Origin of the sequence: Pseudomonas sp. S12(2018) (assembly GCF_024355235.1) — a bacterium.
GTDB classification, from domain to species: domain Bacteria; phylum Pseudomonadota; class Gammaproteobacteria; order Pseudomonadales; family Pseudomonadaceae; genus Aquipseudomonas; species Aquipseudomonas palmensis.
Genome location: NZ_QLAD01000011.1, coordinates 52,146 through 67,721, shown reverse-complemented (window position 1 = coordinate 67,721; position 15,576 = coordinate 52,146). Strand labels below are relative to the sequence as shown.

The following is a 15,576-nucleotide window of genomic DNA, read 5'->3' as shown; positions in this document are numbered from 1 at the left end:
TCCTCACAAGCCCAGGCTCAGGTATTCAGCAACCGGGCCCAGGGCCAGGGCCGGCAGGAAGGTCAGGCCACCGATCAGCAGGATGGTCACCAGCAACAGCGTGACGAACAGCGGGCCATGGGTCGGGAAGCTGTTCTGGCCCACCGGCGCGCTCTTCTTCAGCGCCAGGCTGCCGGCCAGGGCCAGCACCGGCAGGATGTAGCCGAAGCGCCCGATCAACATGCCCAGGCCGATCATCAGGTTGTGGAAGGTGGTGTTGGCGCCCAGCCCGGCAAACGCCGAGCCGTTATTGGCACTGGCCGAGGTGTAGGCGTACAGCAACTGGCTGAAGCCGTGCGGGCCCGGGTTGCTGACCGCGGCGGCAGGCGCCGGCAGGCTGGTGGCCAGCGCGCCGAGCACCAACACGCCCACCGGCATCACCAGCAGCGTGGCGACCAGTAGTTGCACCTCGCGGGCCTGCAGCTTCTTGCCCAGGTATTCAGGGGTACGACCGATCATCAACCCGGCCAGGAACACCGCGATCAGCACGTTGAGCAGCATGCCGTAGAGCCCGGCGCCGACGCCGCCGAAAATCACCTCGCCGACCATCATGTTGACCAGCGCGACCATGCCGCTGAGCGGGTTGAGGCTGTCGTGCATGTTGTTCACCGAGCCGTTGGAGGCCGCGGTGGTGGTCACGCTCCAGAGCACGCTGGCGGTGGTGCCGAAGCGGCTCTCCTTGCCTTCCAGCGGCGCGGTCTGCTCCACCAGCGGGCTGTTCAGGGTGGGGTTGGGCTGGTACTCCGACCACAGCGCGGTGGCGCCGCCGATCACGAACAGCGCAAGCATGCAGGCGATGATCGCGCGGCTCTGGCGCAGGTCCTTGACGTAGTGGCCGAAGGTGAACACCAGGGCCACCGGAATCAGGATGATCGAGGCCACCTCGAACAGGTTGCTCCAGGCGCTGGGGTTCTCGAACGGGTGCGCCGAGTTCACCCCGAAAAAGCCGCCGCCGTTGGTGCCCAGCTGCTTGATCGCGATCTGGCTGGCAGCCGGGCCCAGCGGGATCACCTGGTCGGCGCCCTGCAGGGTCAGTGCATGCACATAATCGGTGAAGGTCTGCGGCACGCCCTGCCATACCAGCAGCAGCGCCAGCAGCAGGCACAGCGGCAGCAGCCCGTAGAGGGTGGCGCGGGTCATGTCGACCCAGAAGTTGCCCAGGGTGCTGGCCGAGCGTCGGGCAATGCCACGACACAGCGCGACCAGCACGGCAAGGCCGGTGGCGGCGCTGACGAAGTTCTGCACGGTGAGGCCGAGCATCTGGCTCAGGTAGCTGAGCGAGGCTTCGCCGCTGTAGGACTGCCAGTTGGTGTTGGTCATGAAGCTGACGGCGGTGTTGAACGCCAGCGACCACTCCTGGCCGGGCAGGTGCTGCGGGTTCAGCGGCAGGTGCCCTTGCAGCAGCAATACGGCAAACAGCAGCCCGAAGCCTGCAAGGTTGAAGGCAAGCAGCGCCAGGGCGTACGTCTTCCAGCTCTGCTCGGTGGCAGGGTCGACCCCGGCCAGCCGGTAGCAGCTCCGCTCCACCGGCCCCAGCAGCGGGCTCAGCCAGGTGCGCTGGCCTTCCATCACCTTGTAGTAGAAGCGGCCCAGCCAGGGCGCCGGCAGCAGCACCAGGGCGAAAAAGGCCAGCAGCAATGCGTAATCGTAACTGTGCATGGCTGCTCCTAACCGCGATCGGCGCGCAGCAGCGCGGCCATCAGGTACACAAACAACGCCACTGCCAGCAGCAGTGACACCCCGTCCAGAATGCTCATGAAGAATCTCCGTCCCGCGGCACGGTGCCGCTGACGGTGATTGTCGGGAGGGGGGGCGTAAAGGGGCGAGAGGGCTAGCGAGGGTTGGGTATAAAGAATGCGTAAAGAGAGCGAATCGGCATGGCTGGGACGCCCCGTTGGCCGGCAGGGCCGGCGCCTGGCAAGGGCGGCCCGGCCAGCCAGGCCGGTGCGATCAGGCCCGCGGCGGGTGCTGCGGCTCGCTGCGGGTCCAGTCCAGCAGCAGGCTGTAGGCCACCGCCAGCAGCGTGGGGCCGATGAACAGGCCAATGAAGCCGAACGCCAGCAACCCGCCAAACACCCCCAGCAGCACGATCACCAGCGGCAGGTTGCCGCCCCGGCTGATCAGGTAGGGCTTGAGCACGTTGTCCACGCCACTGATGATGAACGTGCCCCAGATCCCCAGGAACACCGCCATGCCGTACTGGCCCTGCCACGCCAGCCATGCGGTGGCCGGCACCCAGGCCAGCGGCGGCCCCATGGGGATCAGGCTGAGCAGGAAGGTCACCAGGCCCAGCACCAGCGCGCCCGGCACCCCGGCGATCAGGAAGCCGATCAGCGCCAGCAGGGCTTGCGCCGCTGCGGTGCCGATCACGCCGTTGACCACCCGTTGCACGGTGCCAGCCACCAGGTCCAGGTAGTATTCGGCGCGCTCGCCAATCAGGCGGTTCAGCAGGCGCAGCACGAAGGCCGACAGCCGCGGCCCGTCACGGTAGAAGAAGAACACGAACACCAGGCTCAGGGTCAGTTCGAGAATCCCGCCGCCGATCTGCGCACTGCGGGCCAGCAACCAGTTGCCCACCTGCCCCAGGTGTGGCTTGATCGCCGCCAGCATGGCCGCGCCCTGCTGGTCGAGGGTGTCCCAGAAGCCGACCAGGCGCTCCCCCACGAAGGGTATGCCGCCCAGCCAGGCCGGCGCATCGGGCAGGCCGTCGACCTGCACGTCGCGCACGAACGCGGTGGCATCACGAATATGGTCGGCCAGGTTGAAGCCCAGCCACACCAGCGGCAATGCCACCAGCAGCATCCACACGCCCGTCAGTACGCTCGCCGCAAGGGTTTCGCGCCCGCCGAGCACGCGCGTGAGCAGGCGCATCAGCGGCCAGCTGGCATAGGCCAGGATCGCCCCCCACAGCAGCGCGGAAATGAACGGGGCCATGACCCACAGACCGGCCCCCAGCAGGCCGATAAGGATGATCTGCACCAGCAGGCGATCGTTGTTGAGCATAGCGGCCCCGGTCAGCGGATCAGTTCGACATGCAGCCCGGCAGCCGGCTGCGTACCCACTTCAAGCCGTGCTGCGCGCACCCCGGCCTTGACCAGTTGCTCGCGCCAGGCCTCGGCCTGGGCGCCGGTCAGGGTCACGCGCAAGGTACTGTTCAGGTTGAGGCTGCGCGACAGCAGGTTGACCCAGGCCGGCTGCGGTTCGCCCTTGAGGTCGGCATAGTCGAGCTTGCCGGTGCTCAGCAGTTCGCGCTGCACGGTGGCCGGCGTGGGCAACACCTCGCCCAGCGGTGCGTTGGCCACGAACTCCTCGACATGCAGGTACGCCCGCCGATTGCCCTTGGTGATGCTGTACAGCGCAACCAGGGTGTCGCTGGAGGCGCCGGAGCGGCGCAACAGAATGAACGCCTGCTGATTGTCGGCACCGGTCAGGTTGAATCGCCCGGCCAGCTGCGCCGACCACAGGCTGCTTTCACCGCAGTCCTGCCCCTGGCACCAGAACAGCGGATAGCCACCTGCGGTCTGCAAGGCTTCGCGGGCGGCGGTAAAGGCTTCGTTGGCACTGCGCTCGGCCGGCAGCTGGTAGGTGGCATAGCTGACCTTGCCGCGGCCCTCGACCTTGCCCTCCATGCGTACCACATTGCTGATCTTGCGCAGCGAACCGAGGGGGTACACCCGCTCCTGTTCCTGCTCCAGTTCCTGCGCACTGGTCTGGCCCACTACCTTGGCATCCACCGGAATCGGCAGTTGATCGGCCATCAGTGGCGTGCTGGCAAGCACGGCCAGGCCGGCAAGGCCTGTTCGAATCAGACGCGAAATACTCATTGGCGGGCCATGGCGCTAAGGGCCTCGATGGCGAAAAAAGGTGCAACGGTGTCGCGCTTGGTCATGGTTGTCTCCCTGTTCAACCCGCCAAGCCTCGACAGTTGCCCGCCGCAAGTCAAGAAATGGCAAAGAAGCGATTGAAACAGTCTGCAACAAGGCTGGCGCCCGACTCGTCGTTCAGGTGCAGGTGGTGCCCGCCCGGCAGCTGTTCCAGCTTGAAGGGTAGCTGCTCGAGCAGGGGGGTGTTGCGCGCCAGCATGCCGTCGGCGGCCACCACCAATTGGGTCGGACAGGCGATGCGGCGCACGAAGGTCAGCGCCTGTTCTTCGCTCATGCGCAGCGGCGACGGCAGGGTCAGGCGGCTGTCGCTGCGCCAGGTGTAGCCACCCGGCACCGGCATCAGGCCGCGCTGGGCCAGCAGCTCGGCGGCCTCGCGGGTGACCGCGACCATGCCCTGCATGCGCGCCTGCACCGCCAGCTCCAGGGTGGGGTAGACGGTCTTGCCCTTGCCGCCCTGGCGCAACTGCGCCTGCAAGGCCATGCCCATGCGCTCGGCCGTGTCCTGGGGGCCGGCGCCGGGCGGAATCACCCCGTCGATCAGCGCCAGGCGGGTGACCCGCTCGGGCAAGGCACCGGCCAGGATCACCGAGATGATCGCCCCCAGCGAGTGCCCGAGCAGGGCAAACCGTTGCCAGCCCAGTTGCTCGGCTACCCGCAGCACGTCGTGGGCGTAGTCCCACAGCGCGTAGCCGGCGCCCACCGGGCGATGGTCTGAATAGCCATGCCCGGCCAGGTCCAGTGCCACGATGCGCAGCCCATGCAGCCGGGGCGCCAGGCGCGCGAAGGTGTTGGCGTTGTCGAGCCAGCCATGCAGGGCGATTACCGGGATGCCCTGCTGCGGGCCGAACAGGTGCGCTGCCAGTTCGATGTGTCCCAGGTTCAGGCGCACTTCCTCCACGCCACTCATTGCACCGCCTCCTGCCAGCGATCGAACAGGCCCTTGATCAGGCTCGCGGTGTCATGCGGGCGCTCCAGCGGAAACATGTGCCCACCCGGCAGGCTGTGGAACTCGCCCCTGGGCATGCTGCGCACGGCATGCGCGTGGTGGCGGCGTACCACGCGGCTCTGGCTGCCACGCACCATCGCCAGCGGCAGCGTCAGCTGGCGGGCCGGGCCGGGGCTTACGTGGGGCAGGCTGCGATAGATGCTGATCTCGGTGGCCGGGTCGAAGCGCAGGCGCAACTGCTCGCCCTCGTCCTGCAGGCCATGTTCCAGATAAGCCTCGAAGCAGTCGGGGTCGAACTGTCGAAACAGCGCCTTGCCGGTGAAGTAGGCCCGGGCGCTCTCGCGGTCGGCGAACGCCTCGCGGCGTCCCAAGGTGCGGCCGGCCGGGGTGATGCGGTCAATGAAGCCAAAGCGCTTGGCCAGCTGGATCAGCCACTCGTCGGCTCGGGTCAGCACCGGCGAATCGAGCATCACCACCCCACGGTAGTACTGCGGGCAGCGCATCGCCGCGTGCAGGTGCAGCACCCCGCCCAGCGAGTGCCCTACCCCCCACACCGGCTCGGGCTGCTGCTCCAGGTGATGGATCAGTTCATCGACCAGGTTCTGCCAGTTGTCGTTGACCGGAAAGCGCGGGTCGTGCGCGTGCTGCGGCAGGTGGGTGACGTGATAATCGGGGGCCAGCGCAGCGAACAGCTTGCCGTAGGTGGCCGAGGGGAAGCCGTTGGCATGGGCGAAGAAGATCTGCTGCGTCATGGTCGCCTGTCCGCGAAGGGGAATCGGGCCATTTTCCCCGCCGCGGCAACACCCGGCAACATCCGTACAGGCCAGGGAGCACGACGATCAGGTCAATTCGCGTCGAAGCTGGCGATCGAACGGCGCAGGCAGGCCTGCAGGTACAGCAACTGGTACTCGAGCGCATCACGTGCCTTGCGCTTGTGCTCGCGGCTCAGTTCGGCCCGGCGCAGTGCCAGGCAGGTGGCCTGCAACTGATGCCCCATCAGGCGGCCCGTCTCGCGCAATTGTCTGAGCTCACGCAGCCCCTCCAGGCGTCGCATCAACTCGTCGAGCTTGGCCTCGGCGCTGTCCTTGAGCACGTTGTACTCGGCAAAATCCAGCGCCTGGGCACGCTCGACCTGGCGCACGATGTCGTAGAAGTAGGCCGAGCCTGCCATTTCCGGATCCGGTGTGTTCATCGCCAAACTCCTGTTCGCGCCCCCGATGGGTCCTGGGGGCACGCTAGCAAGGCAGCGCATGGGCAACAACTGGTAGAAATATCAGGTCGCCGGTGGGTTGTCGCCCAGCGCGATGACGGCGATGGTCAGGCGCGAGATGCAGTTGAGCTTGCCGTCTTCGGTGCTCAGGCGGATGTCCCACACATGGGTGCTTCGGCCAATGTGTACAGGCCGGGCAGTGGCCGTGACGCGCCCGCTACGCACACCGCGCAGGTGGTTGGCGTTGATCTCCAGGCCCACGCAATAGAAGCGCGTGGTGTCGATGCACAGGTAGCTGGCCATGGAGCCGACGCTCTCGGCCAGCACCACCGAGGCGCCGCCGTGCAGCAGGCCGAACGGCTGGTGGGTGCGCTGGTCGACGACCATGCTGGCGCTCAGGGAGTCGTCGGTGAAGCCTTCGAAGCGAATATCCAGCACTTCACCAATGGTGCCTTTCTGGCGGGCGTTGAGCTGGTCGATATCGGGTTGGGTTTTCCAGAGGCTCATGCAGCATTCCTTGTCGTGGTTGGCGATCAGGGGGGAGTGAGACTGCGCAGTGTCATCAGCCCGGCCAGGGGGTGTTCGCCGTCGAGTTCGGCCAGGCTGGCGGTGCCCATGGGTGCGGGGTCCTTGCGGTGGCCATGCTCGAGCAGGCACACCAGCGTGCCCACCAGCGGTTGATGGCTGACCAGCAGCACCTGCTCCACCCCCAGCCTGTCCAGCTCGGCGATGACCTGCTGCGGGTCGCTTTCGGGGGTGAGCCAGGGCACGGTCTGCACCGGCTTGTCCAAACCCAGCGCCTCGTGGACCAGCGCAGCGGTCTGCTGCGCGCGTACATAGGGGCTGGCCAGGATCACCTGCGGCGCGCAGCCGAGCAACTGGGCGGCACTGCGCAGCACCTGCTCGCGACCGTGGGCGGTCAGCCGGCGTTCGGCGTCGCTGTTGGCGCGGGGCTCGGCTTCACCGTGGCGCAGTACCCACAGCCTCACAGCTTGGGCTCTTCGTCACGCGCCGGGTGTGGCGCAGGCGGCACGCTGTGGGCGGCTTCGCCTTCCGGCGCGCGCGGGGTGGGCCAGTCGGCGAACGGCCAGGGCTTCTGGTCGGTGTGGAAACTGCCGAAGCGACCGATCTGGGCCAGAAACTGGCTCAGGCTGTCGCCGAAGTTCATCAGGCTGGCACTGGGTGCGCCGTAGATCAGCCGGTACACCAGTTGCACCACCACCAGGCCACCCAGCAGCAGCTCGGCCAGTTGCCATACCAGTAGGAACACCAGCATCCACAGCACACGCAAGATGATCGATTCGCGCTGCGCCTGTTTTGGGGACTCGTTCATGCCCTGCTCCTGTAATTCAGTTGAAACCGCTGGTGGAAATGAAGTCGACGTCGGTTTTCGGCTCGCCGCGCATCAGCAGCTCGATCACCTGGCTCAGGGTCCGGCCTTCGAACAGGATGGCATGCAGACCGGCTACCAGCGGCATGTACACCTGCACTTGCTCGGCCTTGGCCTTGAGCACCTTGAGGGTGTTGACCCCTTCGGCCACCTCGCCCAGGCGGTTTACCGCCTCGTCCAGGCTCAGCCCCTGGCCCAGGGCATGGCCGACCTGGTAGTTGCGGCTCTTGGGCGAAGAGCAGGTGACGATCAGGTCGCCGACACCGGCCAGGCCCAGGAACGTCATCGGGTTGGCGCCCTGGCTGACGGCGAAGCGGGTCATCTCGGCCAGCGCGCGGGTGATCAGCATGCTCTTGGTGTTCTCGCCCATGCCCAGCGCCACCGCCATGCCGGCGATGATGGCATAGACGTTCTTCAGGGCGCCGCCCAGCTCGACGCCAAAGCGGTCGTTGCTGGCATAGACACGGAAGGTACGCCCGTGCAGCACGGCCTGGACCCGCTGGCACAGCTGCTCGTCCTCGCTGGCGACCACGGTGGCGGTCAGCGCGTGCTCGGCCACCTCGCGGGCCAGGTTGGGCCCGGAGAGCACGCCGATGCGCGCCTGTGGGGCGATCTCTTCGAGAATCTGGCTCATCAGCTTGAAGGTGTGCGCCTCGATGCCCTTGGTCAGGCTCACCAGCAGCTTGTTGCTCAGCAGCTCGGCATGGGGCGCCAGCACGCTGCGCAGGGCGCTGGACGGCAAGGCGACGAAGATCAGCTCGCAGGCCTGCAGGGTGGCCAGCAGGTCGTTGACCGGCTCGACGCCCGGGTGGATCTTCACGCCCTTGAGGTAGCGCGGGTTTTCGCGGTTGTTGCGCATGGCCTCGGCTTGCTCGGGGTCGCGCATCCACTGCCGTACCTCGACACCATTCTCGGCCAGCAGGTTCGCCACGGCGGTACCAAAGCTCCCGCCTCCAAGAACTGCAACAGGCTGCTGTTCAGTCATATCCAATCCGTTAAAACCAATAAAGTGGCGACCCCCGCATTATACGGAGCGTTAAGGCCACGGCCAGCGCCAGATGTGCGATTGGACCGCAGCAATGCGGGTTTGATCGCTGGAAAAAGCCGGCTACTCGGTTAACATGCCCGCTCGATACCCGCCATCAAGGCCGCGCCGTGCATCTTGGCCCTCCCCCCTCGCGCCCGCTGGTTCTGCTGACTGCCCTGCTGGGCGGTCCGGCGGTGGCGGACGACCTGTTCGTCGACAGCCAGGCGCTGCCGCAGATCCTGACCGCCACCCGCCTCAGGCAGTCGCCGGCGGCGGTGCCCGGCAGCATGAGCGTGCTCGACAGTGAGCTGATCCGCGCCAGCGGCGCGCGCAACGTACCCGAACTGCTGCGCCTGGTGCCCGGCATGATGGTCGGCTACGGCGCGGGCAACCAGCCGGCGGCCAACTACCACGGCAGCAGCGTCAACGATGCGCGGCGCATGCAGGTGCTGGTCGATGGCCGTTCGGTGTACCGCGCGGGGCTGGCGACGGTGGACTGGGGCGATATCCCGCTGGCACTGGAGGATATCGAGCGCATCGAGGTGTTCCGCGGGCCCAACACCGTCAGCTATGGCGCCAATGCACTGATGGCGGTGGTCAACATCCTCACCCGCAGCCCGGCCGACAGCCATGGCACGCGGCTCAAGGTGATCCGCGGCCAGCGCGGCATCGACGACTGGTACGCCAGCCAGGGCCTGGGCTGGGACGGCGGCGACCTGCGCCTGTCGCTGTCGGGCCAGCAGGACGACGGCTTTGACCACAACGCGCAGGGCCAGCACTACCGCGATGGCCGCCGCCTGAACCGCCTGAGCCTGAGCGCCAGCCATGCGCTGAACGCCGAGCAGAGCCTGGACTGGCAGTTTTCCGCCAAGGAAGGCAGCGAGCAGCGCCCCTATGCCTATACCCCGGTGTTCCCCGGCGTTAGCGGCGCAGGGGCGAACGCCGACGTGAATGCCAAGGACTACGCCGCCTCGGTACGCTGGAACATCGACCTGGACCCGCGGCACAGCCTGTACCTGCAGGGTTCGGCGCTGCACTGGGATCGCCAGCAGGTGTGGCGCGCGTGCGATGCGGCCATCGTCTTCAGCCCGCAACTGGCGCAGCTGTGGCGGCTCAACCCGGGCTATACCGAACGCCTGGCCCGCAACATCGACGCACCGATTCCTCCCGGCAGCGACCAGGAGCAGGCGCTGGCCCGCGAGGTCCGCCAGCAGTGGCACAACGGCGGTGCCAACCCGGTGTGCGGCGACATCGACCAGAGTACCCGCGAAAGCCGCCTGGACCTGGAGCTGCAGGACACCCTTAGCCTGAGCGACAGCCTGCGCCTGGTCAGCGGCGTCGCCTACCGCTACGACCGGGCCGACTCGCAGACCTACTACGATGGCAGCCTCGACGACACCACCTGGCGCCTGTTCGGCCAGCTCGAGTGGCGCGCCGACGAACACTGGATCGTGCAGGGCGGCGCGATGTTCGAGGATACCCGGCTGGCGGGCAGCTCGCTGGCCCCGCGCCTGGCCGTGAACTACCTGATCACCCCGCGCCACGGCCTGCGTGCGGTGTACTCGGAGGCGGTACGCTCGCCGGACATGTTCGAGAACAACGTCAACTGGAGCTACCGCGTCGACAACCTGCGCCCGGCCGCTTTCGGCCAGCGCCACGCCGAGTACTTCGTCACCACCCGCGGCCCGGGCGACCTCGACCAGGAACGCATGCGCTCGCAGGAGCTGGGCTACAACGGCTTTTTCAGCGAAATCGGCCTGAGCCTGGACATCAAGCTGTTCCATGACCAGCTCACCGGCATGGTCAGCGAACCGCTGCGCAACAACCGGCCCATCGCCAGCAACGCCAACAAGGCGCGTTTCACCGGCAGCGAGGCGCAACTGGACTGGCAACTGCGCAGTACCGACCGCCTGCGCCTGACCTACGCCTATGTCGATGCCTGGGCCAGCAACCCCGATGACCGCCACCTCAGCGCACGCAACAGCGGCTCGGCCGGCTGGCTGCGCGACTGGGGCCGAGGCTGGTCGAGCGCAGTGTTCTACTACGGCGACGACGCCCTCAACCAGTACCGCTTCGAGCGTGTCGACCTGCGCGTGGCCAGGCGCATCCCCATCCGCAACGCCAGCCTGGAGCTGGCCGGGATGCTTCAGCAACGCCTGGATGACGAGCCCACCAGCAACTGGCAGAACCGCTACGACAGCCGGCAGGTGCTGTACCTGAGCGCGGAGCTGGAATTCTGATGCGCCTGCTGCACGCTTGCCTGGTGCTGATGCTGGCGTGGCCGCTGAGCGCACTGGCGGCCGCAGACATTCTGGTTACCGCCGCCCAGGGCAATGCAGGCGTGCGCGACTTCGTCACCGCCCTGCGCGCGCAGCGCCCCACCGATCACGTGCGCTTCACCGCCGTGTCAGAACTGCCTGCCGGGCACAGGCTCAAGCCGGGCACGCGCCTGATTCTGCTCGACCTGGCCGCACTGGACTGGCGCCTGAAACAGGCCGAAGGCCCGCCGACGCTGGCCTTGCGGGTCAGCCGGGTACAGGCCAGCCGGCACCTGGGCGACCGACGCCCGTCCTACCTGAGCCTGCTGTGGAGCGACCCGCCGCCCGCGCGCCAGTTGCGCCTGGCCCACTACCTGCTGCCCCAGGCCAGGCGCATTGGTGTGCTATATACCGAGAACAGCCGGTTCCTGCTCGACGAGCTGCGCCAGGCGGCCAAGGCGCTGCGCCTTGAGATCATCGCCCAGGCCTGGCCCGACCCGCGTGACAATCGGCCGCTGCAGGCCGTGCTCAAAAACAGCGATGTGCTCCTGGGCCTGGACGACCCACTGCTGTACAACGCCACCACGGCCAAGCACCTGCTGCTGAGCAGCTATGCACGCCAGGTCCCGCTGATCGGTCCGAATGCCGGGTTCGTGCGCGCCGGCGGGCTGGCCAGTACCCTGAGCGACCAGCATGACTGGCTGGCGGTGCTCGACCGCCTGCTCGACCAGCCGCCGGCGGCCTGGCCGCGGACGTTGTACCCCGAGCGATTTCGCGTGGCCGGCAACCAGCAGGTGGCCCGAGCCCTGGGCATCGAGGCGATAGACTCGGTGGCCGCACAGCAGGCCGTGGCCGCAGGAGAGAAGCACCGATGAAAAAACTGACCTGGGATATCAGTACCCGCACCCAGATCATCAGCCTGGGGCCGGCCCTGCTGCTGACGTTGCTGCTGATCAGCTTCTTCACCTTCGTACGCATCCAGGACTTGCGCCAGGAGCTCAACCATACCGGCCAGCTGATCGCCAACCAACTGGCACCGGCCTCGGAATACGGGGTCATTTCGGGCAATGACGAAGTGCTCGAGAGCCTGATGCGCGCCACCCTGACCATCCCGCATGTGCGCTTTCTCGAAGTGCAGGACAGCGAAAACCACATCCTGGTGTATGTCGAGCAGGCCGACGAGCACGAGAACCGCCCCCAGCAGGTCGAGGTGTTCCAGGCGCCTATCCGCCTGCAGCGGATCTTTCTGGACAGCGATTTCCTGCACAACGGCGGCTCGGCCTCGACCCGCAAGGACGATTACCTGGGCCGGGTGATCGTGGGCATGTCCGATGACGCCTTCAACCAGCGCCAGCAGGAAATCGTGATCAAGGCCGCGATCCTGGCCCTGTTCGCCCTGCTGTTCACCTTCATCCTCGCACGGCGCCTGGCGCGCAGCCTGTCGCGTCCGATCAGCGACATGGGGCACGCGGTCAAGGCCATCCAGAAAGGCGACTTCAACGCGCCGCTGCCGGTGGTCGACGACAGCGAGTTGGGCCACCTGGCCCGCCACATCAACAACCTGGCCAGCGGCCTGGCACAGGCCAGCCACGAGCAGCAACAGGCCATCGCCCAGCTGATCCAGGCCCGCGAGGAAGCGGAACAGGCGAACAAGGCCAAGTCGGACTTCCTGGCGATGATGAGCCACGAGCTGCGCACCCCCATGAACGGGGTGCTGGGCATGCTGCAACTGCTGCAGACCACCGCGCTGAGCGAAGAACAGAGCGAGTACGCGGCCGTGGCCAGCGAGTCCACCGGCCATCTGCTCAAGGTGATCAACGACATCCTCGACTTCTCGCGGATCGAGCGCACGACGCTGGAGCTGGAGCACATCGAGTTCAACCTGGCCGAGCTGCTGGGCAGTTGCACGCAGTCGTTCCAGCACGTCGCCCAGCAGCGCGGATTGCTGCTGCTGGCGCCACTGCCGCCGGGCATGGAACAGTTGCGCGTGGCCGGCGACCCGACCCGCATCCGCCAGGTGCTGGTGAACCTGATCGGCAATGCGCTGAAGTTCACCGAACACGGCAGCGTGCAGATCGAACCGCGCTGGCAGGTACTGGACCGACAACTGATCTGGTTCACCTGTGCGGTGCGCGATACCGGCATCGGTATCGACAGCGAGCGCCTGGAAACCATGTTCGTGGCCTTCCAGCAGGCCGACAGTTCTATTTCACGACGTTACGGCGGTACCGGCCTGGGGCTGTCTATCGCCCGCACCCTGACCGAGCGCATGGGCGGCACGCTGCGTGCCGAAAGCCGTGAAGGCAGGGGCTCGACCTTTACCCTGGAAATGCCGCTGGCGCTATGCATGCAGCAGAACCCCACGCTGCCTGCGCCCAGGGCCGACAACAGTGACCCTGGCCAGGGCCGGCGCATCCTGCTGGTGGAGGACAACCCGGTGAACCAGGCCGTGACCCAGGCCATGCTACGCAGCCTGGGGTTCGAGGTGTGCGTGGCCGCCGATGGCGCCCAGGCGGTGGCGCTGGCCAGCCGCCAGCGCTTTGCCGCCACGCTGATGGATTGCCGCCTGCCGGTCATCGACGGCTACGAGGCCACCCGGCGCATCCGCCAGATCCCCCATGCCGCAGCCATGCCGATCATCGCCCTGACTGCCAACGCGCTGCAGGGCGATCGCGAACGCTGCCTGGCCGCCGGCATGAACGACTACCTGACCAAGCCGTTCAAACGCATTGATCTGCAGCAGATTCTGCAACGCTGGCTGCCCGCACAGGCATCTGTGACTGGCGATAAATGCTAAAGTGCGGCAGTCTTACAGACTGAACCGGGCCCTTGCCGGGCTTGTCATAAAAATTTCAGTGCACAAGTGTACATCTTCGTCCCCTGTGCTGTGACTTTCACTACAACGCAATAGTCTATGTGTAGGCTGCCGCCCCAAGCCTGAGGCTTTTGGGTCGGTCGGGAAGATCTACCCCGTGCCGCACGGTGACTATTGAGGAGCTCGCATGACCAAACAAAACGCCTTTACCCGGGAAGACCTGCTGCGCTGCAGTCGCGGTGAGCTGTTCGGCCCAGGTAACGCGCAACTGCCCGCCCCTAACATGCTGATGGTGGATCGCATCACGCACATCAGCCAAGAGGGTGGCAAGTACGGCAAAGGTGAGTTGGTCGCCGAGCTGGATATCAGTCCAGACCTGTGGTTCTTCGCCTGCCATTTCGAAGGCGACCCGGTGATGCCAGGCTGCCTGGGCCTGGATGCCATGTGGCAGCTGGTCGGATTCTTCCTGGGCTGGCAAGGCCTGCCAGGCCGTGGCCGGGCCCTGGGTTCGGGCGAAGTGAAGTTCTTCGGTCAGGTACTGCCGACCGCCAAGAAAGTCACCTATAACATCCACATCAAGCGCGTCCTGAAAGGCAAGCTGAACATGGCCATCGCCGATGGCTCGGTCAGCGTCGACGGCCGCGAGATCTACACCGCCGAAGGCCTTCGGGTCGGTGTATTTACCTCCACTGAAAATTTCTAAGGGTTATTCGCATGCGCCGCGTCGTAATCACAGGTCTGGGCATCGTATCGTGCCTGGGCAATGACAAAGAGACCGTCTCCGAAAACCTGCGTAAAAGCCGTCCGGGCATCCGTTTCAACCCGGAATACAAGGAAATGGGGCTGCGCAGCCAGGTTTCCGGTTCCATCGACCTCAACCTCGAAGAGCTGATCGACCGCAAGGTCTATCGCTTCGTCGGCCACGCAGCCGCCTACGCCTACCTGGCGATGCAGGACGCGATCAAGGACTCGGGCCTGAGCGAAGAGCAGGTGTCCAACCCGCGCACCGGTCTGATCGCCGGTTCCGGCGGCGCCTCGACCCTGAACCAGATGGAAGCGCTGGACATCCTGCGCGAAAAAGGCGTCAAGCGCGTCGGCCCATACCGCGTTACCCGCACCATGAGCAGCACCGTGTCGGCGTGCCTGGCCACCCCGTTCAAGATCAAGGGCCTGAACTACTCCATCGCCTCGGCGTGCGCCACCAGCGCGCACTGCATCGGTACCGCGATGGAACAGATCCAGATGGGCAAGCAGGACGTGGTGTTCGCCGGTGGCGGTGAAGAAGAGCACTGGAGCCAGTCGTTCCTGTTCGACGCCATGGGCGCACTGTCCAGCAAGCGCAACGACACCCCGGAAAAAGCCTCGCGCGCCTACGATGCCGACCGTGACGGTTTCGTCATCGCCGGCGGTGGCGGCATGGTAGTGGTCGAGGAGCTGGAGCACGCTCTGGCCCGTGGCGCGAAGATCTACGCCGAAATCGTTGGCTACGGCGCGACCTCCGACGGTTACGACATGGTTGCCCCAAGTGGCGAAGGCGCGATCCGCTGCATGCAGCAGGCGCTGTCCACCGTCGACACCCCGATCGACTACCTGAACACCCACGGCACCTCGACCCCGGTCGGTGACGTTGCCGAAATGAAGGGTGTGCGTGAAGTGTTCGGCGACAAGGCCCCGGCCATCAGCTCCACCAAGAGCCTGTCGGGCCACTCGCTGGGCGCTGCCGGCGTTCACGAGGCGATCTACTGCATGCTGATGATGGAAGGCAACTTCATTGCCGGCTCCGCCAACATCGACGAGCTGGACCCGGAAGTGGCCGACCTGCCAGTTCTGCGCGAAACCCGCGAAAATGCCAAGATCGACACCGTGATGAGCAACAGCTTCGGTTTCGGCGGCACCAATGCCACCCTGGTGCTCAAGCGCTGGGCTGGCAAGTAAGCAAGGGCTCGCCCCTGCTGTAGAAACGCCCCGACTGGTTCGGGGCGTTTTTGTTTGCGGCTTTCGGGGCAA

Annotated in this window: 16 protein-coding genes; 5 read left to right on the top strand and 11 right to left on the bottom strand. The window is 66.3% G+C overall.

The window, feature by feature from the left end:
* Positions 1-3: 3 nt before the first annotated feature.
* The 11 genes from kdpA to DN388_RS22880 all read right to left on the bottom strand — a co-directional run bounded on the left by kdpA (position 4) and on the right by DN388_RS22880 (position 8,454).
* A complete protein-coding gene (gene kdpA / locus DN388_RS22930; protein ID WP_255002165.1) occupies positions 4-1,698 on the bottom strand; it encodes a potassium-transporting ATPase subunit KdpA in 1,695 nt (564 codons plus the stop codon).
* Positions 1,699-1,706: 8 nt separating this feature from the next.
* Positions 1,707-1,796: a K(+)-transporting ATPase subunit F gene (gene kdpF / locus DN388_RS22925; protein WP_043863107.1), complete on the bottom strand. Its 90-nt coding sequence runs from the start codon at positions 1,794-1,796 to the stop codon at positions 1,707-1,709.
* Between the two features lie 193 nt (positions 1,797-1,989).
* On the bottom strand, positions 1,990-3,042 hold the full coding sequence (locus DN388_RS22920; protein WP_043863108.1) for an AI-2E family transporter: 1,053 nt from the start codon (positions 3,040-3,042) through the stop codon (positions 1,990-1,992).
* A gap of 11 nt (positions 3,043-3,053) precedes the next feature.
* Entirely contained in the window at positions 3,054-3,863 is an 810-nt protein-coding gene (locus DN388_RS22915; protein ID WP_043863109.1) for a DUF4892 domain-containing protein, read from the bottom strand.
* Positions 3,864-3,978: 115 nt separating this feature from the next.
* On the bottom strand, positions 3,979-4,830 hold the full coding sequence (locus DN388_RS22910) for an alpha/beta hydrolase (RefSeq protein ID WP_100634702.1): 852 nt from the start codon (positions 4,828-4,830) through the stop codon (positions 3,979-3,981).
* Positions 4,827-5,621 (bottom strand): alpha/beta fold hydrolase, encoded by a 795-nt coding sequence (locus DN388_RS22905; RefSeq protein WP_255002161.1) that lies wholly within the window; start codon positions 5,619-5,621, stop codon positions 4,827-4,829. The genes DN388_RS22910 and DN388_RS22905 overlap by 4 nt, the downstream gene beginning before the upstream one ends.
* Positions 5,622-5,713: 92 nt before the next feature.
* Positions 5,714-6,061: a hypothetical protein gene (locus tag DN388_RS22900; protein ID WP_043863112.1), complete on the bottom strand. Its 348-nt coding sequence runs from the start codon at positions 6,059-6,061 to the stop codon at positions 5,714-5,716.
* Positions 6,062-6,142: 81 nt separating this feature from the next.
* Complete coding sequence (locus DN388_RS22895) at positions 6,143-6,586, bottom strand: hotdog fold thioesterase (protein WP_043863113.1); 444 nt, start codon at positions 6,584-6,586, stop codon at positions 6,143-6,145.
* A 26-nt stretch (positions 6,587-6,612) separates the two neighbouring features.
* On the bottom strand, positions 6,613-7,068 hold the full coding sequence (sixA, locus tag DN388_RS22890; protein ID WP_255002149.1) for a phosphohistidine phosphatase SixA: 456 nt from the start codon (positions 7,066-7,068) through the stop codon (positions 6,613-6,615).
* Positions 7,065-7,412: a DUF4389 domain-containing protein gene (locus tag DN388_RS22885; RefSeq protein ID WP_043863115.1), complete on the bottom strand. Its 348-nt coding sequence runs from the start codon at positions 7,410-7,412 to the stop codon at positions 7,065-7,067. Before DN388_RS22885 ends, sixA begins: the two co-directional genes overlap by 4 nt.
* 16 nt (positions 7,413-7,428) lie before the next feature.
* Positions 7,429-8,454: an NAD(P)H-dependent glycerol-3-phosphate dehydrogenase gene (locus tag DN388_RS22880; protein ID WP_043863116.1), complete on the bottom strand. Its 1,026-nt coding sequence runs from the start codon at positions 8,452-8,454 to the stop codon at positions 7,429-7,431.
* 170 nt (positions 8,455-8,624) lie between these two features.
* Between DN388_RS22880 and DN388_RS22875 the strand changes: the two genes are divergently transcribed.
* From DN388_RS22875 to fabB, 5 genes are all read left to right on the top strand, one after another.
* Positions 8,625-10,736: a TonB-dependent receptor gene (locus DN388_RS22875; protein ID WP_255002145.1), complete on the top strand. Its 2,112-nt coding sequence runs from the start codon at positions 8,625-8,627 to the stop codon at positions 10,734-10,736.
* On the top strand, positions 10,736-11,629 hold the full coding sequence (locus DN388_RS22870) for an ABC transporter substrate-binding protein (protein ID WP_255002142.1): 894 nt from the start codon (positions 10,736-10,738) through the stop codon (positions 11,627-11,629). Before DN388_RS22875 ends, DN388_RS22870 begins: the two co-directional genes overlap by 1 nt.
* Positions 11,626-13,551 (top strand): ATP-binding protein, encoded by a 1,926-nt coding sequence (locus DN388_RS22865; protein ID WP_116053358.1) that lies wholly within the window; start codon positions 11,626-11,628, stop codon positions 13,549-13,551. The genes DN388_RS22870 and DN388_RS22865 overlap by 4 nt, the downstream gene beginning before the upstream one ends.
* 205 nt (positions 13,552-13,756) lie before the next feature.
* Positions 13,757-14,272 carry a 3-hydroxyacyl-[acyl-carrier-protein] dehydratase FabA gene (fabA, locus tag DN388_RS22860; protein ID WP_043863120.1) on the top strand — a complete coding sequence of 172 codons (516 nt, stop codon included), beginning with the start codon at positions 13,757-13,759 and terminating at the stop codon, positions 14,270-14,272.
* An 11-nt stretch (positions 14,273-14,283) separates the two neighbouring features.
* Positions 14,284-15,504, top strand: a complete 1,221-nt coding sequence (fabB, locus tag DN388_RS22855; RefSeq protein WP_054915677.1) for a beta-ketoacyl-ACP synthase I — start codon at positions 14,284-14,286, stop codon at positions 15,502-15,504.
* Positions 15,505-15,576 lie beyond the last annotated feature (72 nt).

Coding starts and splice junctions, on each gene's coding strand:
- kdpA (WP_255002165.1), bottom strand. CDS start 1,698: ATGCACAGTTACGATTACGCATTGCTGCTGGCCTTTTTCGCCCTGGTG.
- kdpF (WP_043863107.1), bottom strand. CDS start 1,796: ATGAGCATTCTGGACGGGGTGTCACTGCTGCTGGCAGTGGCGTTGTTT.
- DN388_RS22920 (WP_043863108.1), bottom strand. CDS start 3,042: ATGCTCAACAACGATCGCCTGCTGGTGCAGATCATCCTTATCGGCCTG.
- DN388_RS22915 (WP_043863109.1), bottom strand. CDS start 3,863: ATGAGTATTTCGCGTCTGATTCGAACAGGCCTTGCCGGCCTGGCCGTG.
- DN388_RS22910 (WP_100634702.1), bottom strand. CDS start 4,830: ATGAGTGGCGTGGAGGAAGTGCGCCTGAACCTGGGACACATCGAACTG.
- DN388_RS22905 (WP_255002161.1), bottom strand. CDS start 5,621: ATGACGCAGCAGATCTTCTTCGCCCATGCCAACGGCTTCCCCTCGGCC.
- DN388_RS22900 (WP_043863112.1), bottom strand. CDS start 6,061: ATGAACACACCGGATCCGGAAATGGCAGGCTCGGCCTACTTCTACGAC.
- DN388_RS22895 (WP_043863113.1), bottom strand. CDS start 6,586: ATGAGCCTCTGGAAAACCCAACCCGATATCGACCAGCTCAACGCCCGC.
- DN388_RS22885 (WP_043863115.1), bottom strand. CDS start 7,412: ATGAACGAGTCCCCAAAACAGGCGCAGCGCGAATCGATCATCTTGCGT.
- DN388_RS22880 (WP_043863116.1), bottom strand. CDS start 8,454: ATGACTGAACAGCAGCCTGTTGCAGTTCTTGGAGGCGGGAGCTTTGGT.
- DN388_RS22870 (WP_255002142.1), top strand. CDS start 10,736: ATGCGCCTGCTGCACGCTTGCCTGGTGCTGATGCTGGCGTGGCCGCTG.
- DN388_RS22865 (WP_116053358.1), top strand. CDS start 11,626: ATGAAAAAACTGACCTGGGATATCAGTACCCGCACCCAGATCATCAGC.
- fabA (WP_043863120.1), top strand. CDS start 13,757: ATGACCAAACAAAACGCCTTTACCCGGGAAGACCTGCTGCGCTGCAGT.
- fabB (WP_054915677.1), top strand. CDS start 14,284: ATGCGCCGCGTCGTAATCACAGGTCTGGGCATCGTATCGTGCCTGGGC.